The 24,288-nt window shown below is 69.8% G+C and carries 21 protein-coding genes and 1 pseudogene; 12 read left to right on the top strand and 10 right to left on the bottom strand.

Translation table 11 applies throughout. The features are described from left to right. On the top strand, positions 1–636 hold a 636-nt coding region (locus tag AB0J09_RS24300; protein WP_360695149.1), incomplete at its 5' end, for a glycosyltransferase family 9 protein. Then, positions 633–1,595, top strand: a complete 963-nt coding sequence (locus AB0J09_RS24295) for a UDP-glucuronic acid decarboxylase family protein (protein WP_360695146.1) — start codon at positions 633–635, stop codon at positions 1,593–1,595. The genes AB0J09_RS24300 and AB0J09_RS24295, both read left to right, overlap by 4 nt. Before the next feature lie 85 nt (positions 1,596–1,680). Here the strand turns inward: AB0J09_RS24295 and AB0J09_RS24290 are convergent, their stop codons facing one another. The 6 genes from AB0J09_RS24290 to AB0J09_RS24265 all read right to left on the bottom strand — a co-directional run bounded on the left by AB0J09_RS24290 (position 1,681) and on the right by AB0J09_RS24265 (position 6,553). Further along, positions 1,681–2,634 carry an NAD(P)-dependent oxidoreductase gene (locus AB0J09_RS24290; RefSeq protein ID WP_360695142.1) on the bottom strand — a complete coding sequence of 318 codons (954 nt, stop codon included), beginning with the start codon at positions 2,632–2,634 and terminating at the stop codon, positions 1,681–1,683. A 47-nt stretch (positions 2,635–2,681) separates the two neighbouring features. After that, positions 2,682–3,503, bottom strand: a complete 822-nt coding sequence (locus tag AB0J09_RS24285) for a class I SAM-dependent methyltransferase (protein WP_360695139.1) — start codon at positions 3,501–3,503, stop codon at positions 2,682–2,684. A 3-nt stretch (positions 3,504–3,506) separates the two neighbouring features. Next, positions 3,507–4,145, bottom strand: a complete 639-nt coding sequence (locus AB0J09_RS24280) for a TetR family transcriptional regulator (RefSeq protein WP_360695136.1) — start codon at positions 4,143–4,145, stop codon at positions 3,507–3,509. A gap of 93 nt (positions 4,146–4,238) precedes the next feature. Further along, positions 4,239–4,730: a hypothetical protein gene (locus AB0J09_RS24275; protein ID WP_360695132.1), complete on the bottom strand. Its 492-nt coding sequence runs from the start codon at positions 4,728–4,730 to the stop codon at positions 4,239–4,241. Positions 4,731–4,954: 224 nt separating this feature from the next. Further along, a complete protein-coding gene (locus AB0J09_RS24270) occupies positions 4,955–5,809 on the bottom strand; it encodes a PAC2 family protein (protein WP_360695129.1) in 855 nt (284 codons plus the stop codon). A gap of 285 nt (positions 5,810–6,094) precedes the next feature. Next, complete coding sequence (locus AB0J09_RS24265) at positions 6,095–6,553, bottom strand: universal stress protein (protein WP_360695126.1); 459 nt, start codon at positions 6,551–6,553, stop codon at positions 6,095–6,097. Between the two features lie 296 nt (positions 6,554–6,849). On the opposite strand from AB0J09_RS24265, the gene metH reads away from it, so the two are divergent. The 8 genes from metH (at position 6,850) to AB0J09_RS24225 (ending at position 18,406) form a co-directional block, all read left to right on the top strand. Beyond that, positions 6,850–10,314, top strand: coding sequence for a methionine synthase (gene metH, locus AB0J09_RS24260; RefSeq protein ID WP_360695123.1), 3,465 nt, complete (start codon positions 6,850–6,852; stop codon positions 10,312–10,314). A 151-nt stretch (positions 10,315–10,465) separates the two neighbouring features. Continuing rightward, the gene (locus AB0J09_RS24255; RefSeq protein WP_360695120.1) at positions 10,466–11,110 is read left to right on the top strand and encodes an HAD family phosphatase; all 645 of its coding nucleotides are present in this window, start codon (positions 10,466–10,468) and stop codon (positions 11,108–11,110) included. 579 nt (positions 11,111–11,689) lie between these two features. Further along, positions 11,690–12,160, top strand: a complete 471-nt coding sequence (locus AB0J09_RS24250; protein WP_360695119.1) for a cellulose synthase — start codon at positions 11,690–11,692, stop codon at positions 12,158–12,160. Positions 12,161–12,426: 266 nt separating this feature from the next. Continuing rightward, the gene (locus tag AB0J09_RS24245) at positions 12,427–13,425 is read left to right on the top strand and encodes an ABC transporter permease (protein ID WP_360695116.1); all 999 of its coding nucleotides are present in this window, start codon (positions 12,427–12,429) and stop codon (positions 13,423–13,425) included. Positions 13,426–13,482: 57 nt separating this feature from the next. Further along, positions 13,483–15,246, top strand: coding sequence for an ABC transporter substrate-binding protein (locus AB0J09_RS24240; protein ID WP_360695113.1), 1,764 nt, complete (start codon positions 13,483–13,485; stop codon positions 15,244–15,246). Between the two features lie 93 nt (positions 15,247–15,339). After that, entirely contained in the window at positions 15,340–16,353 is a 1,014-nt protein-coding gene (locus tag AB0J09_RS24235) for an ABC transporter permease (protein WP_360695110.1), read from the top strand. Next, positions 16,350–17,378: an ABC transporter ATP-binding protein gene (locus AB0J09_RS24230; RefSeq protein ID WP_360695107.1), complete on the top strand. Its 1,029-nt coding sequence runs from the start codon at positions 16,350–16,352 to the stop codon at positions 17,376–17,378. Before AB0J09_RS24235 ends, AB0J09_RS24230 begins: the two co-directional genes overlap by 4 nt. A gap of 53 nt (positions 17,379–17,431) precedes the next feature. Then, positions 17,432–18,406 (top strand): dipeptide ABC transporter ATP-binding protein, encoded by a 975-nt coding sequence (locus AB0J09_RS24225; protein ID WP_360695152.1) that lies wholly within the window; start codon positions 17,432–17,434, stop codon positions 18,404–18,406. Positions 18,407–18,566: 160 nt separating this feature from the next. On the opposite strand, the gene AB0J09_RS24220 is transcribed toward AB0J09_RS24225, so the two are convergent. The 4 genes from AB0J09_RS24220 to AB0J09_RS24205 all read right to left on the bottom strand — a co-directional run bounded on the left by AB0J09_RS24220 (position 18,567) and on the right by AB0J09_RS24205 (position 22,406). Beyond that, a complete protein-coding gene (locus tag AB0J09_RS24220; protein ID WP_344995576.1) occupies positions 18,567–19,250 on the bottom strand; it encodes a response regulator transcription factor in 684 nt (227 codons plus the stop codon). Positions 19,251–19,350: 100 nt separating this feature from the next. After that, positions 19,351–19,674 (bottom strand): RRXRR domain-containing protein, encoded by a 324-nt coding sequence (locus AB0J09_RS24215; protein WP_360695104.1) that lies wholly within the window; start codon positions 19,672–19,674, stop codon positions 19,351–19,353. Between the two features lie 301 nt (positions 19,675–19,975). Beyond that, complete coding sequence (locus AB0J09_RS24210; protein WP_360695102.1) at positions 19,976–21,169, bottom strand: sensor histidine kinase; 1,194 nt, start codon at positions 21,167–21,169, stop codon at positions 19,976–19,978. A gap of 376 nt (positions 21,170–21,545) precedes the next feature. Beyond that, positions 21,546–22,406, bottom strand: coding sequence for a RecB family exonuclease (locus tag AB0J09_RS24205; RefSeq protein WP_360695099.1), 861 nt, complete (start codon positions 22,404–22,406; stop codon positions 21,546–21,548). A 115-nt stretch (positions 22,407–22,521) separates the two neighbouring features. Here AB0J09_RS24205 and AB0J09_RS24200 point away from each other — a divergent pair, with 115 nt between their 5' ends. Beyond that, on the top strand, positions 22,522–23,658 hold the full coding sequence (locus tag AB0J09_RS24200) for a site-2 protease family protein (protein ID WP_360695097.1): 1,137 nt from the start codon (positions 22,522–22,524) through the stop codon (positions 23,656–23,658). A gap of 346 nt (positions 23,659–24,004) precedes the next feature. Beyond that, positions 24,005–24,288 (top strand): annotated as a pseudogene (locus AB0J09_RS24195) (hypothetical protein); the annotation flags it as partial.

Here is a 24,288-nt window from a genome sequence, read left to right as displayed (position 1 = left end):
GGGCCGCAGAGCATCGAGGCGCTGCGCCGCACGGAGCCGGCCCGCTTGATCAGCTTCGGCACGGGGCCGCCGTATCCGGAGGGCGTCCACGAGGTGCGGCGCTGGTGTGGACTGCTGGAATGGCACGGCATCCCCGCCGACCCCGCGGACCTGACGCTCGGCATCTCCGACCGTATGGGGCCCACGATCGTGCATCCTGGCGCCGCCTATCCCGCGCGGCGCTGGCCGCCCGAGCGGTTCGCCGAGGTGGCGGCGGCGCTCGACGACGTGGTCGTCACGGGGAACTCCGACGAGGTGCCGCTGGCCAGGAGGGTCGCCGAGCTGGCGGGGCTTCCTCCGGAGCGGATGCTGGCCGGGCGCACCGAGCTGGCGGACCTGATCGACCTGGTGAGCAGGGCGCGGCTGGTGGTCTGCGGGGACACCGGCGTCGCGCACCTGGCGACGGCGTTCTGCGTGCCGTCGGTGGTGCTGTTCGGACCGGTGTCTCCCGCTCTGTGGGGGCCGCCGCCCGGCTGGCGCCACGTGGCGCTGTGGGCGGGCAGGAACGGGGATCCGCACGGGCAGCGACCCGACCCCGGCCTGCTGAAGATCGAGGTTTCCGAAGTAGTCGACGCTGTCTTGGAGGTCACGTCATGAGGGCTCTGGTCACCGGGGGCGCCGGGTTCCTTGGTTCCTACCTGTGCGAGCGGCTGCTGGAGGAGGGCGCGGAGGTCGTCTGCATGGACAGCTTCCTCACCGGCGGCCCGCGCAACGTCGAGCACCTGATCGACCGGCCCGAGTTCCGGATCATCGAGTGCGACCTGACCGGGTACGTGCACGTACCGGACCGGCTGGATCTCGTGCTGCACTTCGCCTCGGCCGCCTCGCCGGCCGACTACCTGCGCTACCCGATCGAGACCCTCCGGGTCGGCAGCGTCGGCACGTTGCACGCGCTGGGCCTGGCCAGGGAGAAGGGCGCCAGGTTCATCCTGGCCTCGACCAGCGAGGTGTACGGCGACCCGCTCGAGCATCCGCAGCGCGAGACGTACTGGGGCAACGTCAACCCGGTCGGCCCGCGCAGCGTCTACGACGAGGCCAAGCGCTTCGCCGAGTCCCTGACCACCGCCTACCGGCACTCGCGCGGCACCGACACCGGGATCGTGCGCATCTTCAACACCTACGGGCCGCGCATGCGCCCGTTCGACGGCCGGGCGATCCCGACCTTCATCAGGCAGGCGCTGACCGGCGGGCCCATCACGATCACCGGCGACGGCTCGCAGACGCGCTCCATCTGCTACGTGGACGACACCGTGTCCGGGATCCTGGCCATGGCCCGCAGCGACTTCACCGGGCCCGTCAACATCGGCAACCCGGCCGAGCTCACCATGCTGGAACTGGCCACGATGATCCGGGACCTGGCCGGGTCGTCGTCGGAGATCGAGTTCATCGACCGCCCTGCCGACGATCCCCGGGTCCGCCGCCCCGACACGACGCTGGCGGCCGAGCGGCTCGGCTGGCAGGCGCAGGTGACGGCGGCCGAGGGGCTGCGCCGCACCATCGAGTGGTTCTCGGCCGAGCTGGCCGCCGTCGAGCGGCTCGAGCAGCTCCACGTCTGAGCATGCCGCGGACGCGTCCTGCCCGAGGTGCGCCACAGTGCGTTCTACGCGACGTCGCGATCGTCCCGGTGCGCGACTGCCTCGCTCAGCGCTCGTTACCGGCGCGCAGCCAGGCGAGGTAGTCGGCGACCGCCCGCTCGGTGTCGTACGCGGGCTCGTACCCGGTGTCCTCGCGCAGCCGGGTGGTGTCGAGCCAGACGCCGGGCGTCGCGGGGTCGCGGCCCTCGGGGAGGCCGGCGCGGGCATCAGGGACCAGCTTCCTGATCGCCGCGACGACCTCACCGTTGGTCGTCAACCTCCCTGAGGCCACGTTGTACGTGCGATGCGCCAGCCGATCCGCGAGCTGGAGCAGCGCGATCGCGCGCCCGCAGTCCTTCGCGTAACACAGGTCGATGCCGTCGCCCAGGTGTGTGCCGGTGTGCAACGTGGACAGGTCGGGGTCGGTGCCGCGGGCGGCGGCGTGCACGAGCTGGGGCGCGGCGAAGAACGGCGACCGCGGGTTGCCGAGCGGCCCCCAGATGGCGGCGATGCGGTAGCCGACCACGTCGAGGCCCATGGTTCCCGCGAGGTAGTCGGTGAGCAGCTCGCCGATCTTCTTGAACGCCGGGATCGGGTGGCCGGCCGTCATCGGCAGCGGCACGTCCTCCTTGAGCGCGCCCTCGCCGGGCACGCCGCCGTACACGCCGATCGTGCTGGCCACGCCGACCCGGGCCACCTGCCACTCGCTCGCGGCGCGGAACACGTTCAGGAGGCTGCGCACCGCCTTCTCCGCGCCCTCGATCGGCTCGTACGCGCCGGGCGGCCACGGGACGGAGCCGGCGAGGTGCACGATGCCGGTGATCTCGTGGCGCTTGCCGATCTCCAGGAGTGAGGACTCGTCGGTGAGGTCGGCCTGCTCGACGACGACAGGCTCGTCGGCGAACATCTCGGGCACCACGGCGGGCCTGCGCTGGACGAGCACGCAGGGCTCGCCCAGGTCGAGCAGGGCCCGGGTGGTGTGCGTGCCGATGAAGCCCAGCCCGCCGGTGATCAGAATCATGGTCAGCTCCACAAATCATCAGTTCTACTGATAATCAGTGTATCCCGCTAGAAGCGGTAGTGGAGAACCACGTTGCCCTTCCGCGACCAGGACGCGACGGGCGCGGACAGGCGGTTCATCAGGCGCAGGCCCAGCGGGAACTCGGCCACCTCGGGCTCTCGCGTCATCAGGATCTCCTTGACGAGCTTCAGCTTGGGGTTCCAGCGTTCGGGCTCCAGGGGGTCGTCGAGGCCGGGGAACTTGGAGACGTCCACCACGTTCTTGCCGACGGCGAAGCGTTTCTGGGCCCAGACGGCGAACGTGCTGTAGCCGTTGAAGGCGATCTCCCCGCTGGGGAAGTGGTCGATCAGGCGGTTGACCAGGGAGATCATCTCCTCCATGGACAGGAACGCGATCAACCCGTCGGCGACGATCACCGCGGGCCGGTCGGCGGGCAGGGCCTCCAGCCACGCGGGGCCGAGGACGTCGGCGGCGATGTCGTGGGGCCTGGCGCGCTCCGGCAGCAGGCGCTGCCGGGCGGTGACGACCTCGGGGAAGTCGACGTCGTGCCAGCCGGCGGTGGGTGGCGGGGCGATGCGGAGCGCACGGCTGTCCAGGCCGGCCCCGAGGTCGAGGCCGATCGCGTCGGGGTGGCGGGCGATGAACCGCCGCGCGATCTCGTCCAGCTTCTTGGCCCGGTGCGCGATGTAGATGGCGCTGCTGGAGAGGATGTGGAGCTTCGCGTAGTCGTAGCCGACCTCCCGCACGATCTCATCGGCCATCTCGTCGCCCAGGATGGGATGGGGCAGGCGGTTGTCGAGGGCCCTGCCGCACAGCGTCAGCCACAGGGTCTCCTGCAGCGGCGTGAAGACGGGAAGCGTGATTGCCATCGGTCATTCATCCCTTTTCTCTTGTGAGGCCTCCGAGGCGGCCCGTGCCGCCTTCAGCGGAGCGTCGTCCGCATACAGGCCGTGGGTGTAGAGCTCGAGCGTGGGCAGCGCCATCCGCAGCAGGACCTCGGGGCCGAAGCGGTCGTACCCGAGCGCGCGGGCCATCGGCGGCGGCATGGTCAGCATGGCCAGGCTGCTCAGCACGGTGAGCACGGCCAGCGCCCGCACGTCCGAGGACGGCCGCATCGAGCCCTCCGCCATCCCGGCACGCAGGATCGCCTCCGACTCGGCCACCATCGTGTCGACGAACCTGCCGGCGGCCGGCGTGTCCTCCTCGATCGCGCGGACCATGTACCGCACCTGGAGGTGGTACTCCTCCGGGTTGGACATGAACTCGCGCAGCAGGTCGGGCGTCCCGGCCTCGTGTGCCCGCCGGACCAGCACGCCCAGCACGTGGTCGTCGCAGACGCTCCGGAGCTTGTCCTTGCTGCCGAAGTGGTGGATCACCAGGCCGGCGCTCACCCCCGCCGTGGCGGCGATGGCCCGCAGATTCGTCTTCTGGAAGCCGTCGCGGGCGAAGTGGGCGATGGCCGCGTCGCGGATCTTGGCCTGCGCGGTCAGGTCCGAGTGGGCTGAACACATGTTTAGGATGCTAAACGTCTGTTCAATCCTTTGGCAAGCCGGAACCCGCCCCGTCGGGTGCCTTGGCGGAGGCCGGGGCGGGGCTCATGGGGCTCAGGCGGGGACGGGCTCCAGGCGCAACTCGCGGACGATCTCCTCGGCGCTGGCGTCGAGCGACGGGCCCGCATCGCCGCCGATGAACATCTCGATGTAGGCCCGATGGAAGCAGCCCGCGATCAGCAGCCGCGCGCTCGCCTCCGGGTCCACGTCAGGGCACACCCGGCCCAACTCCTGCTCGGCCGCCAGGTACGCGGCCAGCGGCGCCGTTTCGGTGTGCGGCCCCAGACCCGTGTCCCGGATGGCCTCGCGGAAGCGGACCGTCACGGTGGGCGAGGTGAAAGCGGGCAGCGCCGCGCTCTGTACGTCGATGTAGTACTCGATACCTGCTCGGGCAACGGGGAGGAGATTGTCCGCCACGCACCCTTTCCCGATGCGATGAGAAAGATCGTGGAGAATGCTCAGCCAGAGCGGGAGCCGGTCCTGCAGCAGCGCGAGGAAGTGGTCCACGGAGCCGCCGGTACGGTCCTCCCGGAGGGAGACGGCCATCTCGAGGACGCGGCGCCTGGTGTCCTGACTTCTTTGGTACGGGTCTACGTGGGAAGTCGCCATGGCGTGCCTAACGTGCGCGGTGAGTTGGATAGGCATCACGGTGCGAAGCCGAGGTTTCAGGACTTATCGGTCGTGAATCGGGGGTCCCAACTTGGGGCGAAACTTGTAGGCCCGATTATTACTCGAAATCCCGAAAAAATGGCGGATTTTATCTCTGAGCGTTAGCTGTCAGTGTCCCGGTCCCTGCGCCTCAGGTAGCGCTCGAACTCGGCCGCGATCGCGTCGCCGCTGGCCTCGGGCAGCTCGGCGGCGTCCTTGCGCTCCTCCAGCTCCTTGACGTACTCGGCCACCTCGCTGTCCTGGGAGGCGAGCTCGTCGACGCCGCGCTCCCACGCGCGGGCCTCCTCGTCGAGGTCGCCCAGGGGCATCGGGATCTCCAGCAGGTCCTCCATGCGGCGCAGCAGCGCGAGCGTCGCCTTGGGGTTGGGCGGCTGGGCCACGTAGTGCGGCACCGACGCCCACAGCGAGATGGCGTCGAGCCCCGCCTCGCCGAACGCGTGCTGCAGCACCCCGACGATCCCCGTCGGGCCCTCATAGCGGCTCAGCTCGAGGTTCGTCGAGCGTGCGAGCGCCATGTCCGTCGCACCCCCGAGGATGGGCACCGGCCGGGTGTGCGGCGAGTCGTTGAGCAGCGCGCCCAGCATCACGGCCAGCTCGACGCCCAGCTCGCGGCAGATCTCGATGATGTCGGCGCAGAACGAGCGCCAGCGCATGTTGGGCTCGATGCCGCGCAGCAGCACGACGTCGCGCTCCAGGCCCGGCGGGCGGGCGCGCAGCAGCCGCGTCGTCGGCCACACGATCGACCGCGTCAGCCCGTCGCCCATCTCCACCACGGGCCGGGTCACCTGGAAGTCGTAGTAGTCGTCGGGGTCGAGCGCGATCAGCGGCTCGGCCTTCCAAGCCGACTCGAGATGGGCGATCACACCGCTTGAAGCCTCGCCCGCGTCATTCCACCCCTCGAACGCGGCTATGAGCACCGGGTCAACGAGCTCAGGGAGCCCTTCGAGCTCTATCACGTGTCGCCTCCTCTCTTCATCGTCTCGCTAAGCCTATGCGGTCGGGGGCGGTCAGCGTCACCGATCTCCATGCGAACCCGGGCCTCGTCTTTCCGGCGCACGCGTGAACGGCGCCTTCTCGTGACCGGCTTCGTCCCCCGGCGAAGGCCGCGGCACACACGGGACAGGCGAGCCGCGTACACGTGCCCTCGCGCCTTCCTCCGGTGCGCTGTGCGGCCGCCTGTACTTTCCTCGCGCGCGTGCGCGCGCGAGCCTCATCAAGAGAGGGGAGTCCCAGAGGGCGGGTCAGCGGCCGCCGTCCGTGGTGTGGACGATCAGCACGTCGCAGGCGGCGCGGTGGGAGACGGCGGACGGCACGGACCCGAGCAGCCGCCCCGCCAGGCTGTTGAGCCCGCGGTTGCCCACCACGAGCAGGTCGGCGCGGTGCCCGGCGGCCAGCGAGACGAGCACGTCCACGGCGTCCCCCTGCTCGGCCGCCAGCACGACGTCCGAGGCGCCCGCCGCCACGGCATGCCGGCGCGCCGCACGCAGGGCGTCGTCCGCGGGGGTGGAGCCGCTCACCTTGTACGCGAGGTCGCCCAGCCGGTCGGCGGCCGCGGCGCGCTCGCTCTCCCGCATGGGCAGATACGCGCAGGCCAGTACGAGGGTGGCGCCGGTCGCCGCGGCCAGGGACGCCGCCGCGGAGACGGCGCGGAAGGAGGAGGCCGAGCCGTCGGTGCCGACGATGACGGTGCGGTAGGCCATGGGAGCCTCCAATTGGACGCGATGTCAATTGACGGTCAGTACGATAGCGCCCCGTGTCCGCGTGAACGCCCTCCGGGGTCCCCCCGGAACGTCCGCCGTGCGGTCCCGGAACGTCCCGCCGTGCGGTCCCGGAACGTCCGCCGTGCGGTCCCGGAATGCCCGTGACCGGGCGGAACCGCCGCATCCGATCCACGGGCGCCGGCAACCCGGTAGTGTCGCGTACAGGGGCCGTGCGCGAACGGGTGTGCGAGCCACGCGCGAGTGGCGCTCGAGGCGCACCCGATAAGCTCTACCCCATGAGCATCTCCTCGTCCTTCCGGGAAGTGTTGTCCCAGCGTGTCATCGTGGCCGACGGCGCGATGGGAACGATGCTCCAAGCCCAGGACCCGACGCTCGACGACTTCCACGGTCACGAGGGCTGCAACGAGGTGCTCAACGTCACCAGGCCCGACATCGTGCGCGGCGTCCACGACGCCTACTTCGCCGTCGGCGTCGACTGCGTGGAGACCAACACGTTCGGCGCCAACCTCGCCGCGCTCGGCGAGTACGACATCTCCGACCGCGTCTTCGAATACTCCGAGGCCGGCGCCAGGATCGCCCGCGAGGCCGCCGACCACTGGTCCACGCCCGACCAGCCGCGCTTCGTCCTCGGCTCCATGGGCCCCGGCACCAAGCTCCCCACGCTCGGCCACCTGCCGTACGCGAACCTGCGCGACGCCTACCGCGACAACGCGGCGGGCCTGATCGCGGGCGGCGCCGACGCGCTGATCATCGAGACCTGCCAGGACCTGCTCCAGGTCAAGGCCGCCGTCATCGGCGCCAAGCGGGCCATCGAAGACTCCGGGCGCGACATCCCGATCATCGCGCAGGTGACCATCGAGACCAACGGCGCCATGCTCCTCGGCTCCGAGATCGGCGCCGCGCTGACCGCGATCGAGCCGCTCGGCGTCGACATCGTGGGCCTCAACTGCGCGACCGGCCCGGCCGAGATGAGCGAGCACCTGCGCTACCTCGCCCGCCACTCGCGGCTCAAGCTGTCCTGCATGCCCAACGCCGGCCTGCCGGTGCTGACGGCCGACGGCGCGTACTATCCGCTGTCCGCGCAGGAGCTGGCCGACGCGCACGGCACGTTCACCCGCGACTACGGCCTGTCGCTGGTCGGCGGCTGCTGCGGCACCACGCCCGAGCACCTGCGCCAGGTCGTCGAGCGGGTCCGCGGCAAGCAGGTCACGCCGCGCCGCCCGCATCCCGAGCCGGGCGCCTCCTCGCTCTACCAGACGGTGCCGTTCCGGCAGGACACCTCCTACCTGGCCATCGGCGAGCGCTGCAACACCAACGGCTCCAAGGCCTTCCGCGAGGCCATGCTGGAGGGCCGCTGGGACGACTGCGTCGAGACGGCCCGTGAGCAGGCCCGCGACGGCGCCCACCTGCTCGACCTGTGCGTCGACTACGTCGGCCGCGACGGTGTGGCCGACATGAAGGAGCTGGCGTTCCGGTTCGCCACCGCGTCCACGCTGCCGATCATGCTCGACTCGACCGAGCCCGCGGTGCTGCAGGCCGGGCTGGAGATGCTCGGCGGCCGCGCCGCGGTCAACTCCGTCAACTACGAGGACGGCGACGGCCCCGACTCGCGCTTCCAGAAGATCATGCGGCTCGTGAGCGAGCACGGCTCGGCCGTCGTCGCGCTGACCATCGACGAGGAGGGCCAGGCCCGCACCGCCGACTGGAAGGTACGCGTGGCCACCCGCCTCATCGAGGACCTGACCGCCAACTGGGGCATGCGGGTCGAGGACATCATCGTCGACTGCCTGACCTTCCCCATCGCCACCGGCCAGGAGGAGACCAGGCGCGACGGCCTGGAGACCATCGAGGCCATCCGCGAGCTCAAGCGCCGCTACCCGGGCGTGCAGACCACGCTGGGCCTGTCCAACATCAGCTTCGGCCTCAACCCGGCCGCCCGCATGGTGCTCAACTCGGTGTTCCTCAACGAGTGCGTCAACGCCGGGCTCGACTCCGCCATCGTCCACGCCTCCAAGATCCTGCCGATGGCCCGCATCCCCGACGAGCAGCGCCAGGTCGCGCTCGACATGGTCTACGACCGGCGCCGCGAGGGCTACGACCCGCTGCAGCGGTTCATGGAGCTGTTCGAGGGCGTCTCTGCGGCCGCCATGCGCGCGGGCAAGGCCGAGGAGCTGGCCGCGCTGCCGCTGTGGGAGCGGCTCAAGCGGCGCATCATCGACGGCGAGCGCAAGGGCCTGGAGGCCGACCTCGACACCGGGCTGGACCAGCGTCCGGCCCTGGAGATCATCAACGACGTGCTGCTCGACGGCATGAAGACCGTGGGCGAGCTGTTCGGGTCGGGGCAGATGCAGCTGCCGTTCGTGCTGCAGTCGGCCGAGGTGATGAAGGCCGCCGTCGCCCACCTCGAGCCCCACATGGACCGCGTCGAGGGCGAGACGAAGGGCCGCATCGTGCTGGCCACCGTCAAGGGCGACGTGCACGACATCGGCAAGAACCTCGTCGACATCATCCTGTCCAACAACGGCTACCAGGTGGTCAACCTCGGCATCAAGCAGCCGGTCTCGGCCATCCTGGAGGCCGCCGACGAGCAGAAGGCCGACGTCATCGGCATGTCGGGGCTGCTGGTGAAGTCGACGGTCATCATGAAGGAGAACCTGGAGGAGATGAACTCCAGGGGCCTGTCGGAGAAATACCCCGTGCTGCTCGGCGGGGCCGCGCTGACCCGCGCCTACGTGGAGCAGGATCTGGCCGAGCTGTTCGCGGGCGAGGTGCGCTACGCGCGCGACGCGTTCGAGGGGCTGCGGCTGATGGACTCGTTCATGGCCGTCAAGCGCGGCGTCGCGGGCGCGACGCTGCCGCCGCTGCGCGAGCGGCGCGTCAAGACCGGCGCGGTGCTGCAGCGCACCCCCGTCGAGGAGCTGCCCGCACGCTCCGACGTGGCCGCCGACAACCCCTTGCCCCAGGTGCCCTTCTCCGGCGACCGCGTGGTCAAGGGCATCTCGCTGGCCGAATACTCGGCCTTCCTCGACGAGCGGGCCCTGTTCCTCGGCCAGTGGGGACTCAAGCCCACCAGGGGCGGCTCCGGGCCCGACTACGACGAGCTGGTCGAGACCGAGGGGCGGCCGCGGCTGCGCATGTGGCTCGACCGCATCCAGACCGAGGGCCTGCTGGAGGCGGCCGTCGTCTACGGCCACTTCCCGTGTGTCTCCGAGGGCGACTCGCTGATCATCCTCGACGACAACGGCGGTGAGCGCACCCGCTTCACGTTCCCGCGCCAGCGCCGCGACCGCCACCTGTGCCTGTCCGACTTCTTCCGCGCCAAGGACTCCGGCGAGGTCGACGTGGTCGGCTTCCAGGTGGTCACCATGGGGTCGAAGATCGCCGAGGCCACGGCCGAGCTGTTCGCCAAGGACGCCTATCGCGACTATCTCGAGCTGCACGGCCTGTCGGTGCAGCTCACCGAGGCGCTGGCCGAATACTGGCACGCCAGGATGCGCTCGGAGTGGGGGATCGGCGGCGAGGAGTCGCTCGACGACATGCTCAAGGTCAACATCCAGGGCTGCCGCTACTCGTTCGGCTATCCCGCCTGCCCCAACCTCGAGGACCAGAAGCAGCTGTTCGAGCTGCTCGCCCCCGAGCGCATCGGGGTGACGCTGTCGGAGGAGTTCCAGCTCCACCCCGAGCAGGCCACATCGGCGCTGGTCGCCCACCATCCCGAGGCGAAATACTTCAACGTCTGACCCGTGGCCGGTCGCCCGCCGTTCCTCGGCGGGCGGGGAGAACGGCGGGTGCCCGGCGCCAAGGCGGCCCGCCGTTCGCCGGCAGCGGGGGAGAGAGGCGGGCGTCCGGCGCCAAGGCGGCCCGCCATTCACTACTGATCGGGGGCAGGTTGTGGAAGCGGTCTTCTTCGACATGGACGGACTGCTGGTCGACAGCGAACGCGTCTGGCTGGAGATCGAGACCGACGTGATGGCCAGGCTCGGCGCCCAGTGGACGCCCGCGCACCAGGCCCACCTGGTGGGCGGGTCGATGGAGCGCACGGTCGACTACATGCTGGCCGTGTCGGGGTCCGACGTGCCCGCCGAGACCGTACGGGAGTGGATGACCGGCGGGATGGTGCGGCGGCTGTCGGCGGGCGTCCACGTCATGCCCGGGGCCTCCGAGCTGCTCGACGCGCTGCGGGCCGAGAACGTGCCGGTGGGGCTGGTCACCTCGTCGCTGAAGGAGATCGCGGACGCGGTGCTCAAAGGCGTGGGGCGTGACCGGTTCGACGTGGTGGTCACGGCCGACGACGTGGTGCGCACCAAGCCCGACCCGGAGCCGTACCTGACGGCCGCGCGGCTGCTGGGGGTGGAGCCGGTGCGGTGCGTGGTGCTGGAGGACTCACCCAACGGCGTCGCGGCCGCCACGGCCGCGGGCTGTGCGGTGGTGGCGGTCCCGAGCCTGCTGGCCATCGACCCCGCGCCCGGCCGCCTGGTGGTCCCGTCACTGGAGCTTCTCGGCGTCGCCGACCTACGCACCCTCATCACGGTCTGAGCCCCCGCCGGCCACGGTCCCGGCGAAGCGGACCCACCCGCCGCTCTCGCCTGCCGTTCGCCGGCCCACCATCGCGACCGTCCCGCGTGTGCTGGTCGCCGGCCCGCCACCGTGCCCGCTCCGGCGTGGTGGACGCCCGCCCCGCCGTCTGCGCTCGCCTGGCGCGCACCCGGCCGCCCAACGCGCCGTCCGTCGGCCGCGGCACACGAGCGCCGCCGGAGGAAGTACGCGTCCCGGAGCCGCGGTGGGCCCAAGGAGCCTCCACTCCCCGCGCAGCTCGTCGCCTCTGCGCCGCGCCTCACCGCGTGGGCCGCCGCGCCGCGTCCATGCGCGCTCTCCGCGTCCGTGCCACACCCATCCGTCTCCTTGCCGCGTTCGAGCTGTAGCGGGACGCCGTACCGCCGGACGTCGGAAGCGGACGGAGGCAAGTCGCGCGGCTGCGCACGGGACCGGTCCTCGGGGTGCGGGCGGGCCGGGCGGTGATCACGACCCCTAGGGGGCAAGTGGTCCTCGCGGAGGAGGGGCGGGCGGCGTTTCGCGTGCCAGGATGGAGATGTAGTCGATACGAGGGGCGGCGTGATGTTCGAACAGATCGCGTGGTTGCCGCTGTGCGCAGGAGTGACCGCGGTGGGCCTGGTGCTCAGCTTCCTGGCCTTCAGGCGCAGGGGAGCGGCCGCCGGCATGCGGATGGCCGCGTGGGCGTTGCTGCCGGTGGCGGCCTACCTGACGGGCGCGCTGCAGGCGCTGTGGACCATCGGCGCGACCGCCGTCGGTTTCATCACCGGGCTGGTGCTCAACCCGCTGGTGTGGGCGGGGATCGCCGTGACGGGGCTGTCCGTGGTGCTGTTCGTGGTGTCGGGCGTCATACGCGGCAGGAAGCTTTCGACCGGACGAAAGAAGACCGCCGGCGAGGCCCCCGAAATTCCGCCTTCAGCGAACAAAACGGGCACAAAACCCCAGCGGCCGGCCGTCGCCGCTCCGCAGAAGCCGAAGGGCGACGACGACTTCTCCGACATCGAAGAGCTGCTCAAACGCCGCGGTATCAGCTGAATGCACGGCGAAACCGGGCTCTGTCACGGTTCTGAGACGCAACCGGGACGGCTCATAGACATTCCCCTCAAGATCGATACGAATGAGTTTCGCGTCAATCACAGTTGAGCCACATAGGGCACAGAGGGACTAGTCACAGCAGCTCAGGCCATAGATTCTGCCTCCTGGGGCCGCGACACGCGGTCCACGCAAGCATGGGCGCACTACCCTGACCGGGATCGCGCCGACACGGACGACGTCGTCTGGAATCCAGGGGGCTTACTGGCATGACCGCACCGCTCGATGTTCCGGGCTCGGCCGTCGAAGCCGGACCGGAGACCGTTCTTGAGGGGGCGGAGGCTTCAGTCATCCGGGGCCGTTCCCTGGGGCAGATCGCCTGGATGCGCCTCAGGCGCGACCGCGTCGCGATGATCGGCGGCATCGTCATCCTGCTGCTCATCCTCGTCGCGATCTTCGCTCCGCTGCTGGTGTCGTGGTTCGGGCACCCGCCGGCCGAGTGGCACCGGGAGAAGCTCGACCCCTCCATCGGAGCGCCGCTGGGCACCTTCGGGGGCATCAGCAGTGACTTCCTGTTCGGCGTGGAGCCGGACTCGGGCCGCGACCTGTTCAGCCGCGTCCTGTACGGGGCCCGCATCTCGCTGCTGATCGCGTTCTTCGCGACCCTGCTGTGCGTCGTGCTCGGCACCGTCCTCGGGATGATCGCCGGCTTCTTCGGCGGCTGGGTCGACACCATCATCAGCCGGCTCATGGACATCTTCCTGGCGTTCCCGCTGCTGGTGTTCGCGCTGGCGCTGGCCGGCGTCATCCCCGACACGGCGTTCGGCCTGTCGGGCGACACGCTCAGGATCAGCCTGCTGGTGTTCATCATCGGGTTTTTCAACTGGCCCTATATCGGACGTATCATCCGAGGTCAGACGCTGTCTCTTCGAGAACGGGAGTTTGTCGACGCGTCCAGGAGCCTGGGCGCGCGCAACCACACCATTCTGTTCAAGGAGATCCTGCCCAACCTCCTGGCGCCGATCCTCGTCTACTCGACGCTGCTGATCCCCTCGAACATCCTGTTCGAGGCCGCGCTGTCCTTCCTCGGCGTGGGCGTACGTCCGCCGACTCCCACGTGGGGAGGCATGCTGTCGGACGCCGTCCACAACTACCAGGTGGCGCCCAACTTCATGATCTTCCCCGGTCTCGCGATCTTCATCACCGTGCTGGCGTTCAACCTGCTCGGTGACGGCCTCAGGGACGCCTTCGACCCCAAGGCCCGATAGCCCTCGTGAGTTTTCAGCAAGTTCTCAACTCCTAGATACAAGGGGTGTGTCAGGTCGATGAAGATAAGATCAAAGGCGTCGGCAGTGGCGATGACCGCCGCTCTCGCCGTGGTCGTCTCCGCGTGTGGCGGTGGCGGTGGCAAGAGCACCGGTGGCACCGGAAGTGACGAGAAGCCCGCCAGCCAGTACAACGCGGGCGTCACGCAGGTCGTCAACCCGTCGGAGAAGACCGGCGGCACCCTCCACATGGGCATGCCGGGCGACTTCGACTCGGTCGACCCGGGCGACCAGTACTACGGCTACGCCTGGAATTTCTCCCGCCTTTACACGCGCGCGCTGACCATGTTCAAGCCGGTGCCGGGCGAGGAAGGTCTGCAGCTGGTCGGTGACCTGGCCGAGGACCTCGGCAAGCCCAGCGACGGCGGCAAGACGTGGACGTACAAGCTGCGCAAGGGCATCAAGTTCGAGGACGGCACCCCCGTCACCTCGAAGGACGTCAAGTACGGCGTGGCCCGCTCCCTGGACAAGGACATCCTGCCCAGCGGCCCGACCTACTTCAACGACTGGCTCGACCTGCAGGGCTACACCGGCCCGTACAAGATGAAGGGCAAGCTCGACGACTTCAAGGCCATCGAGACGCCTGACGACTCCACCATCGTCTTCCACCTGAAGAAGGCCTACGGCGGTTTCGACTACTTCGCCATGCTCCCGCAGACGGCTCCCGTGCCCGAAGCCAAGGACACCGGCTCGAAGTACAAGGAGCACCCGGTCTCGACCGGCCCCTACATGTTCAAGGCGCACGAGCTCACCAAGCGCATCGAGCTCGTCAAGAACCCCAACTGGGACCCGGCCACCGACCCCAACCGCAAGCAGCTCAACGACTCCATCGAGGTGCTGCTCGGCCAGAACGAGGACGACCTCGACCAGCGACTGCTGTCCGGCAAGATCGACGTCAAGATCAACAGCACCGGTGTCGCGGCCAACGCCCGCAAGACGGTCCTGACCGACCCCAAGGTCAAGCAGTACGCCGACTCGGCCCCGATCGACCGGACCTGGTTCACCAACATCAACGGTGACGTCAAGCCGTTCGACAACATCCACTGCCGCAAGGCCGTGATGTACGCGGCCGACCGCTCCGCGCTCCAGGGCGCCTACGGCGGCCCCGACGCCGGCGGCGACATCGCGCTGAGCCTCATGCCGTCGAAGATGACCGGCTACCAGAAGATCGACCCGTACGGCGTCGAGGCCAACCCGACCGGCGACGTCGCGAAGGCTCAGGAGGAGCTGAAGGCCTGTGGCCAGCCCAACGGCTTCAGCACCACCATCTCCTACCGCAACGAGCGCGCCGCCGAGAAGCTGACCGCCGAGTCGCTGCAGCAGTCGCTCGGCCGCGTCGGCATCAAGCTGGAGATCAAGGGCTACCCGCAGGGCGACTACTTCAAGCTGTACGCCGGCAAGCCCGACTTCGCCAAGAAGAACAACCTCGGCCTCATGGTCTACGGCTGGGGCGCCGACTACCCCGAGGGCTTCGGCTTCTTCCAGCAGATCGTCGACAGCCGCGTCATCCGCGACGCCGGCAACACCAACCTGAGCGTGAAGGAACCGAAGATCGACGCGCTCATCGACCAGGCGGCCGCGGAGACCGACGCCGCCAAGCGCAACGCCATCTGGGCCGAGGTCGACAAGCAGGTCATGGACTCGGCGTTCATCCTGCCCTACGTCTGGGCGCACGGCCTGTTCTACCGGCCGCCGACGCTGAAGAACGTCTTCGTCAGCCAGAACTGGGGCATGTACGAGTACCTCACGCTGGGCACTCAGTAACAGGTCAGGTGACCCCGCCGGACACGTACGTCGAAAGCAGGTGAAGGCTCCGGCGGCCGGGCTCACGAGGCCCGGCCGCCACGGCCGAGATCAGTGTTCACATACATTCTCAGACGGTTGATAGCGGCCGTCATGCTGCTCTTCGTGGTGAGCATCGCGACGTTCGCCATCTTCTTCCTCGTGCCTCGGCTCGCTGGGATGTCCGCTGACAACCTCGCCTCCCGGTACGTGGGCAAGGCCGCCAACGACCAGGTCATCCACGAGACGGCGGTCCGGCTGGGGTTCTACGACCCGCTTGTCGTCCAGTACGGGCGGTTCGTGAAGGGCATCTTCGTCGGCGTGGAGCGCAACTACGGCCCCGGGGTCGAGCTGTGCCCGGCGCCCTGCCTCGGCTACTCGTACGTCACGCAGAACCCGGTCCTCCCCGACCTGCTCGACCGCATACCGATCACGCTGTCGCTGGCGCTCGGCGCGGCCGTGATCTGGGTGGTCTTCGGCGTGGCCACCGGCGTGGTGTCCGCGCTGCGGCGCGGCAGCTTCTTCGACCGCCTCTCCATGGGCGTCGCCCTGGCCGGCGTGTCTCTGCCGATCTTCTTCACCGGCATCGTGTCGCTGGCCATCTTCCGCGACCAGCTCGGCCTCGTCGGCGACGTCGCCGACTGGGTCCCGTTCAGCGAGGACCCGCTCACCTGGGCCAACAACCTGATGCTGCCCTGGATCACGCTCGCCTTCCTGTACGCCGCCGGCTATGCCCGGCTCACCAGGGCGGGCATGCTCGAGACCATGGGCGAGGACTACATCCGAACAGCCAGGGCCAAGGGCCTCCGCGAGCGGGCCGTGGTGCTCAAACATGGGCTGAGAGCCACGCTCACCCCGGTGCTGACCATGTTCGGCCTGGACCTGGGCCTGTTGCTCGGCGGCGCGGTGCTGACCGAGAGCACGTTCTCGTTGCCCGGCATCGGCAAGTACGCCAGAGACGCCATCGAGCGCAACGACCTACCCCAGGTGATGGGCGTCACCCTGGTCGCGGCGGCCTTCATCATCCTGGCCAACTTGATCGTCGACCTGCTCTACGCGGTCGTGGACCCGAGGGTGAGGCTGACGTGAGTTCGTTTCTCGAGGTCAAAGACCTCAAGATCCACTTTCCGACCGACGACGGGCTGGTCAAGTCCGTCGACGGGCTGACGTTCAGCCTCGAGCGGGGCAAGACGCTCGGCATCGTCGGCGAGTCAGGCTCCGGCAAGTCGGTCACCAGCCTCGGCATCCTCGGCCTGCACAAGGGCAAGGGCGCCAACATCTCCGGGGAGATCTGGCTCGACGGCGAGGAGCTCGTCGGCGCCTCCCAGGAGCACGTGCGCGGGCTGCGCGGCAAGAAGATGTCGATGATCTTCCAGGACCCGCTGTCGTCGATGCACCCCTTCTACACGGTCGGCGACCAGATCATCGAGGCGTACCGCATCCACCACAAGGTCTCCAAGGCCGTGGCCAAGAAGCACGCCATCGACATGCTCGGCCGGGTCGGCATCCCCGAGCCGCAGCGCCGCGTCGACTCCTACCCGCACGAGTTCTCCGGCGGCATGCGCCAGCGCGCCATGATCGCCATGGCGCTGTCGTGCGACCCCGAACTGCTCATCGCCGACGAGCCGACCACCGCGCTCGACGTGACCGTCCAGGCCCAGATCCTCGACCTCATGGTCGACCTGCAGCGCGAGTTCAACTCCGCGCTGATCATCATCACCCACGACCTGGGCGTGGTCGCCGAGCTGTCCGACGACATCCTGGTCATGTACGCGGGCAAGTGCATCGAGTACGGCAGCGCCGACGACATCTTCTACCGTCCCGAGCACCCCTACACATGGGGTCTACTGGGATCGATGCCCCGGCTCGACCGGGAGCCCACCGAGCGGCTGCTGCCGATCAAGGGCTCCCCGCCGTCCCTGATCAACGTGCCTCCGGGCTGTGCCTTCTCACCCCGTTGCCCGTACGCCGAGCGCACCGGAGGCAAGGCCAAGACCGAGGTGCCCGGCCTGCTCGAGACCGAGGGCGGCCACCTGGTGCGCTGCCACATGGACAGGACGGAGCGGCGGGAGCTGTGGGAGAACGAGATCAAGCCACTGCTGGAGACCCAGTGACCGAGCCCATCAAGAGTCCCGCGAGCGGCGAGCCGCTGCTTTCCGTGCAGAACATGGAGAAGCACTTCCCCGTCACCAAGGGCCTGCTCAAGCGGCAGGTCGGCGCCGTCAAGGCCGTCGACGGGATCAGCTTCGACGTGTTCAAGGGCGAGACGCTCGGCCTGGTGGGGGAGTCCGGCTGCGGCAAGTCCACCACCGGCCGCCTGGTCACCCGGCTCCTCGAGCCCACCGCCGGCAAGGTGGTCTTCGAGGGGCGGGACATCACGCACATGGGGCAGGGCAAGCTGAGGCCGCTCCGCCGCGACATGCAGATGATCTTCCAGGACCCGTACTCGTCGCTCAATCCGCGCCACACGGTCGGCACCATCGTCGGCGCGCCGTTCCGCATCCAGGGCGTGCAGACCGAGCACGGCATCAAGCGGGCCGTCCAGGACATCCTCGCCCTGGTCGGGCTCAACCCCGAGCACTACAACCGCTACCCGCACGAGTTCTCCGGCGGCCAGCGGCAGCGCATCGGCATCGCCCGCACGCTCGCGCTCAAGCCCAAGCTGATCATCGCCGACGAGCCGGTCTCCGCGCTCGACGTGTCCATCCAGGCCCAGGTCGTCAACCTGCTCGAGGACCTGCAGAACGAGCTGGACCTCACCTACGTCGTGATCGCCCACGACCTGTCGGTGGTGCGGCACATCAGCGACCGTGTGGCCGTCATGTACCTCGGCAAGATCGTGGAGATCGCCGACCGCAAGCGGCTCTACAACTCGCCGATGCACCCGTACACCAACGCCCTGCTGTCGGCCGTGCCCGTGCCCGACCCGAAGGCGCGCAAGGAACGTGAGCGCATCCGGCTGACGGGCGACGTACCCAGCCCGCTCAACCCGCCGCCGGCGTGCCGCTTCCACACGCGGTGCTGGAAGGCGCAGGAGATCTGCAAGAAGGTTGAGCCGCCGTTGGAGGAGCTGGCCAGCGGACACCGCGTCGCCTGCCACTTCCCGGAGAACGTCTCGGAAGCCGCCGCCAAGGCCTCCTGACCCCGGCCCCGGGCCCGCCACTGTCCGGGCCCGCCTCGCGCCGGCCGCGGTGCGGGCCTTGATCGGGCCGTGTGGGGGCCGTGGCCCGCGCTCAGGCCACTGAGCACGCAGCGCCAGGCCCCCCGCTCAGGTCACTGAGCACCCAGCGCGGCGCCTCGGATCAGGAATAGGTGCCCGGGGTGATCAGCCCGGTCTCGTACGCCAGCACCACGGCCTGCACGCGATCCCGCAGCCCCAGCTTGGTCAGCACGTTCCCGACGTGCGTCTTGACCGTCGTCTCACTCACCACGAGCTTGGCCGCGATCTCCGCGTTGGACATGCCCTTGGCGATCAGCCGCAGCACCTCCAGCTCCCGCTCGGTCAGCCGGTCGAGCCGCGCCGGAGCGGGCTGTTCGTACGCCGACGGAAGCCGCGTGGCGAACCTGTCGAGCAGCCGCCGCGTCACGCTCGGCGCGACGATCGCGTCCCCGGCTGCCACCACCCGGATCGCCTGCACCAGCTCGTCCGGCGGCACGTCCTTCAGCAGGAACCCGGACGCCCCCGAGCGCAGCGCCTCCACGATGTACTCGTCCAGGTCGAACGTCGTCAGCACCAGCACCTTGGGCACATGCGCCGTGGGCGCCGCCTCCCGCACGATCCTGCGGGTCGCCTCGATGCCGTCGACCCCGGGCATGCGGATGTCCATCAGGACCACGTCGGGCAGCAGCGCGCGCGTCTGCTCCATCGCGTCCTTGCCGTCGCCGGCCTGGCCCACCACCGTGATGTCGGGCTCGGCCTCCAGAATCAGGCGAAATCCCGTACGCAGCAGAGGCTGGTCGTCCACCAGCAGCACTCTGATCGTCATTGGACCTTCTCCGTGAGAACTTCGGCCTTCAGGCCGGGCAGGAAACCGACTTCCGCGTTGTGGGACAGGGTCAGGCGCTGCGTCGCCAGGCGAACCGCCGTCAGGGTGCGCACGGGTGTTGTTCCCTCTGGGTCATATAGGCGTAGCCGTCGGCTCGCTGGAGCAGGCGGAGGTGCTTGTACAAGGTCTTGATGGGGCCGGTGGCGGTCTGGACGGTGTGGCTGCCGGAGGTGCGGACGGCGACTCGCCCGGTGTGGGTTCCGGCGTACTTGCCCTTTGGCACGATCGCGCGTACGAGGTCTTTCAGCCGGATGGTGAAGGGGGTGTGCCGGGCCACCACCGCCCGCCCTGCGGCGAGAAGCTTGCGGGCACGGGCGGGACGGCACGGATCAAGCGGCGTGCCGTCCGATGCCAGGACGAACACGCGGGGTGCGGTCTCACGACCGCGTGCTCCGCTTGCGGGGGTGACGCCCGCCGCGCCAGGTGATGCGCGGTGAGTCTCCCCTCGACCATGTGGGGCGCTCCGCTGCCCGAAGGCGTCCGCGTCCCGTTTCCTCCCCGCTCCGGGGTTGTCTGCTGACGCGGATTCCAGGGTCCGCCGCTGAGGAAGCACGGCGGAGTGGATCTGCTGACGTGCGTCCAACGTAGCCACCAAGGTCACCTCCTTGGGCGTGGCGGCTGGGTCTGGTCACTCCTGCCCGAGCCAGTAGGGCAGTCTCCAGCCTTCATGCCGGAGGAGCGAGTGACTGGCCGTCCTTCAACGGGAACTTCGCCCGCACTTCGAAACCGCCCCCGGGTAGGGGACCGATGCTCAGGATTCCACCATAGAGCGCGACCCGTTCGCGAATTCCCACCAGACCGTGCCCTGACCGCGAGGACAGCCCGGCCGCGCCCAGCCCGTCGTCCTCCACCCGTACGTCCAGCTCATGGGGGTCATGACGGACGGTCACCACGGCCTTCGCGCCGGGCCCTGCGTGCCGCAGGCTGTTCGTCAGTCCCTCCTGGACCAGCCGGTAGGCGGCCAGATCGACACCGGCGGGCAGCGGCCGCGGCTCCCCTTCCTCCAGCAGCCGTGTGGGCAGCCCGGCCTCGCGCATCTGCTCGACCAGACCGGGCAGGTCCTGCACGCCGGGCTGCGGGCCCAGCTCTGCTCGGGCGTCGGTACGCAGCACGCCGACGATGTTGCGCATCTCGGTCATCGCCATCCGGCCCGTGTGCTCGATAGCCGACAGCGCCTCCCGCGCCAGCTCCGGATCGGAGGCCAGCACCCGGCGCGCCGCGGCGGCCTGCACCGTCATCACGCTGACGTGGTGGGCGACCACGTCGTGCAGCTCCCGGGCGATCCGGGAGCGCTCTTCGGCCCTGGCCGCCCTCGTGTCGGCGGCGTGCGCCCGCTCCAGCCGTTCCGCCCGGTCCTTGAGCTCGTCCAGGTACGCCCGGCGCAACCGCAGGCTCCGGCCCGCGCCCCACACCGCCACCAGCACCACGGCCACCACGACGTGCTCGCTCCAGCTCGCCGCCCTGACCGGTCCCGCCAGAACGCCGAGCGCGTACGTCACCAGCGAGATCAGCAGCCCGCCCAGCGCCACCGCCAGCCCGCGGTAGGACGCCACGGTGTAGAGCAGCACCAGGCTGGCCAGCTCCGACATGCCGGTCCCGTAGCCGAGCACGGTCAGCAACGTCTCCGGGACCAGCCCCGCGCACATGGCCGCCAGCGGCCACCGCCTGCGCACCGCCACGGGAACGCACGCCAGCACCAACAGCACCCCGCCGAGCGGGTCGGGCGCCCGCATACCGTCGACCGGCAGGCCCTCTGACTGCAGCCGCTCGGGGCTGTAGAGCACGAACAGCGCCACCGACGCCGCGGCCACCACCCCGGCGAACACCGAGTCGTGGAGCGTGGTCCGGTCTATGCGCACCGCTTTACTGTAGGGCCAGGTGAGAGCCCGTAACCTCCTCCCTCGGGAGGATTACCACCCATTCGCCACCGCCCTCGCCGGCCGACCGGCTTGCGCTGCGCGTCCTGCCCGCGTCCGTGCACAGGGCGCGGTCGCTGAGGGCCGCAGGAATGCCCTCCCTGTCTCAGAGGCGGCCAGCCCGAGGTACGTCGCGCGCCCGCCGATAGCTGCACCAAGTGACGGCCCCGGCGGAAGGGATAGGTTGGGCCTGGTCCGTCATCCCGTCTCCGCGCCCGGTCTGCGGCTCGGCCGGGTGGGCAGCGTGCCGGTCTCGCCGCTGACCGCGACGTCGTCGTACGGGGCAAGGACGGGTTCGCCGGAGGACCTCAGGCGTGGGTCACAGTTCGTCGGTGGCCGAGCGGCGCTGGCTGCGCACCGTGTCGCCGGGCTGGCGGTCGGGGACCGGGGGTGGGGTGCCGCCGAACTCCGGGCACAGCGCCTGGTGGTCGCACCAGTCGCACAGCCGGCTCCGGCGCGCCCGCCACTCGCCCGACTCCAGGGCACGCTCGATCGCCGCCCACAACGCCATCACCTTGCGCTCGGTGGCCAGCAGGTCGGCCTCGTCCGGGGCGTACCGCAGCACCTCGCCCTGCCCGCCCAGATAGACCAGCTGCAGCAGCCGGGGCACCTGGCCGCGCAGCCGCCACAGCACCAGCGCGTAGAACTTCATCTGGAACAGCGCCTTGGCCTCGAAGTCGGGCCCCGGCGCGCTGCCCGTCTTGTAGTCGACCACCCGGACCTCGCCGGTCTGGGCCACGTCGAGCCGGTCGACGTAGCCTCGCAGCATCAGCCCACCGTCGAGGACCGCCTCGACGTAGAGCTCACGCTCGGCGGGCTCCAGCCGCGTCGGGTCCTCCAGCGTGAAGTAGCGCTCCAGCATGCCGCGCGCCTGCGTCAGCCACTCGGCCTGCTCGGCCTCGTCGGCGAACATCTGCGCGTACTGGGAGTCCTCGGCCAGCAGCCGCTGCCACTGTGGCTCTAACAGCTCCAGCGCCGCCTGGACCGAACGCCGCGGCGCCGGGAGGTCGTAGAGGCGCTCCAGGACCGCGTGCACCACCGTGCCCCGCACCGCCGCCTGCGACGGCTTCTCAGGGAGCTGATCGATCACCCGGAAGCGGTAGAGCAGCGGACATGTCATGAAGTCGCCTGCCCGGGACGGGGAGAGAGCTCCGATGATCACCGGTTCGGTCAACGTCATGCACCGCACTCTAGGTCAAGACCACGACAGAATGACGCCCGCGAAACGATGATCACTCGATCCGGCGCGTAGCATCAAGGCAGCAACAGCACGTAATGGACGTTCAAGGAGTGCGGTGAGCGAGCAGAGCCCGCGGCAGGAGTTCTCCGGTCTTCGGATGGGGAAGCCGTTCGGCATTCCGGTGTACGTCTCGTGGTCGTGGTTCATCGTCGCGGTGTTCATCACGGTCATGTTCGGGCCGCGCTTCCGCCAGATGCTGCCCGAGCTCGGAAGCACCGCCGCGTACGCGGTGGCGCTGGTGTTCGCGGTGCTCCTGTACGTGTCGGTGCTGCTGCACGAGCTGGCCCACAGCGTGCTCGCCAAGTGGTACGGCCTGCCGGTGCGCAGGATCACCCTCTACCTGCTCGGCGGCGTCTCGGAGATCGAGAAGGAGCCGCCGACGCCGGGCAAGGAGTTCATGGTCGCCGCCGCCGGGCCGGCCCTCTCGCTCGGCCTGGCGGGGCTCGGTCTGGCCGCCGACGTCTACCTGGTCAACGGTGGCGGCATCCTCGAGGTGCTGGTGTGGCAGCTGTGGTTCGCCAACCTCATCGTCGGCGTGTTCAACCTGCTGCCCGGGCTGCCGCTGGACGGCGGCAGGATGCTGCGCGCCGGGGTGTGGAAGCTCACCAGGAGCCCCGGCTCCGGCACCGTGGTCGCCGCCTGGGGCGGGCGCGTGCTGGCCGTGCTGCTCGTGGTGTTCCCGATCGCGACCGCCCTGCGGGGCGGTCAGGAGCTCGATCTCACGGACCTGCTCTGGCCGTTCGTGCTGGCCTCCTTCATCTGGCTCGGCGCCTCCCAGTCGCTGCGCGCGGCCAAGATCCGGGCGAGGATCCCGCGGGTCAACGCGCGCGCCCTGGCCCGCAGGGCGATCCCGGTGACCGCCGAGACGCCGCTGGCGGAGGCGCTGCGGCAGGCCGGCGAGCGCGGGGCGGGCGCCATCGTCGTGGTCGGCCACGAGGGCGAGCCCCTCGCCATCGTCCACGAGGCCGCCGTACAGGCCACCCCCGAGCACCGCCGCCCCTGGGTGAACGTCGGCTCCGTCGCCAAGTCCCTGGAGCCCACCATGGTGCTCAGGGCCGACCTGGTCGGAGAGCCGCTCATCGACGCCATGCGCGAGGCTCCGGGCAGCGAGTACCTGCTCGTGGAGAGCGGCGGCGAGATCTTCGGCGTGCTCTCGACGGCGGATGTGAACCGGGTGTTCACCGGCGTCTGATTTGTCCCACTCGTTTAAGCGGCGACCCCGGGCTAGGGTCGTGTCCAGCAGTTTCGGGTGGCCCGGAGCCGACTCCGGCGATTTCTGCGATGCGACGACTGGCCGATAGTGTGCTGTTTGGCCAAACTTGCACAGTTGAAGGGGTTTGTTGCGGCCCACCCGGTTCACCGAATCGAGACGAGGGGGCCGCGACACGGCTTCGTCGTCTGGGTATGCGTATGGCTGGTGGCCAGCACGGCAGTGCGGGTGCCGTAATTTCGCCGGCTTCCGGGGAGGAGAGTTGAGTGACCGAGCGCAGCGAGGGCACCAATGAGCAGCGCAGCGCGGTCGTCATGAGGGAGGACGCATGACCGACCAAGGCTTCGGAGTGGTCCGTCCCCTTCCTGGGGACGGACTGGTCGCCTACGTGGGCGGGCTGCTGCTGGTGTGCGACGCCGGCGAGTCCACCGCCGACGACCTGCTCGAGGCGCTGCGCGAGACGGCCGCGTCCGGCGGCGACGGCAGGGCGCTGGCCCGCCGCGCCGCGCAGGTGCTGGCGGCCAACATGGCCGGTGACCCGGCGACGTGCGCGGTCGCGGGCCCCGTGGGCGAGGGAGTGGCCGTCCTGGTCAGCGGCTCGGCCGCGGCCAC

Origin of the sequence: Nonomuraea sp. NPDC049784 (genome assembly GCF_040659615.1) — a bacterium.
In the GTDB taxonomy this organism is placed as follows: Bacteria; Actinomycetota; Actinomycetes; order Streptosporangiales; family Streptosporangiaceae; genus Nonomuraea.
Note: the sequence above shows the minus strand (reverse complement) of the source record. Positions and strands in the feature narration are given on the sequence as shown.

What these genes read in the sequence shown, in the direction of transcription:
- AB0J09_RS24240 (WP_360695113.1), top strand. Translation starts at nt 13,483, where the DNA reads ATGAAGATAAGATCAAAGGCGTCGGCAGTGGCGATGACCGCCGCTCTC.
- AB0J09_RS24220 (WP_344995576.1), bottom strand. Translation starts at nt 19,250, where the DNA reads ATGACGATCAGAGTGCTGCTGGTGGACGACCAGCCTCTGCTGCGTACG.
- AB0J09_RS24295 (WP_360695146.1), top strand. Translation starts at nt 633, where the DNA reads ATGAGGGCTCTGGTCACCGGGGGCGCCGGGTTCCTTGGTTCCTACCTG.
- AB0J09_RS24250 (WP_360695119.1), top strand. Translation starts at nt 11,690, where the DNA reads ATGTTCGAACAGATCGCGTGGTTGCCGCTGTGCGCAGGAGTGACCGCG.
- AB0J09_RS24225 (WP_360695152.1), top strand. Translation starts at nt 17,432, where the DNA reads ATGGAGAAGCACTTCCCCGTCACCAAGGGCCTGCTCAAGCGGCAGGTC.
- AB0J09_RS24265 (WP_360695126.1), bottom strand. Translation starts at nt 6,553, where the DNA reads ATGGCCTACCGCACCGTCATCGTCGGCACCGACGGCTCGGCCTCCTCC.
- AB0J09_RS24275 (WP_360695132.1), bottom strand. Translation starts at nt 4,730, where the DNA reads ATGGCCGTCTCCCTCCGGGAGGACCGTACCGGCGGCTCCGTGGACCAC.
- AB0J09_RS24245 (WP_360695116.1), top strand. Translation starts at nt 12,427, where the DNA reads ATGACCGCACCGCTCGATGTTCCGGGCTCGGCCGTCGAAGCCGGACCG.
- AB0J09_RS24205 (WP_360695099.1), bottom strand. Translation starts at nt 22,406, where the DNA reads ATGACGTTGACCGAACCGGTGATCATCGGAGCTCTCTCCCCGTCCCGG.
- metH (WP_360695123.1), top strand. Translation starts at nt 6,850, where the DNA reads ATGAGCATCTCCTCGTCCTTCCGGGAAGTGTTGTCCCAGCGTGTCATC.
- AB0J09_RS24290 (WP_360695142.1), bottom strand. Translation starts at nt 2,634, where the DNA reads ATGATTCTGATCACCGGCGGGCTGGGCTTCATCGGCACGCACACCACC.
- AB0J09_RS24280 (WP_360695136.1), bottom strand. Translation starts at nt 4,145, where the DNA reads ATGTGTTCAGCCCACTCGGACCTGACCGCGCAGGCCAAGATCCGCGAC.
- AB0J09_RS24285 (WP_360695139.1), bottom strand. Translation starts at nt 3,503, where the DNA reads ATGGCAATCACGCTTCCCGTCTTCACGCCGCTGCAGGAGACCCTGTGG.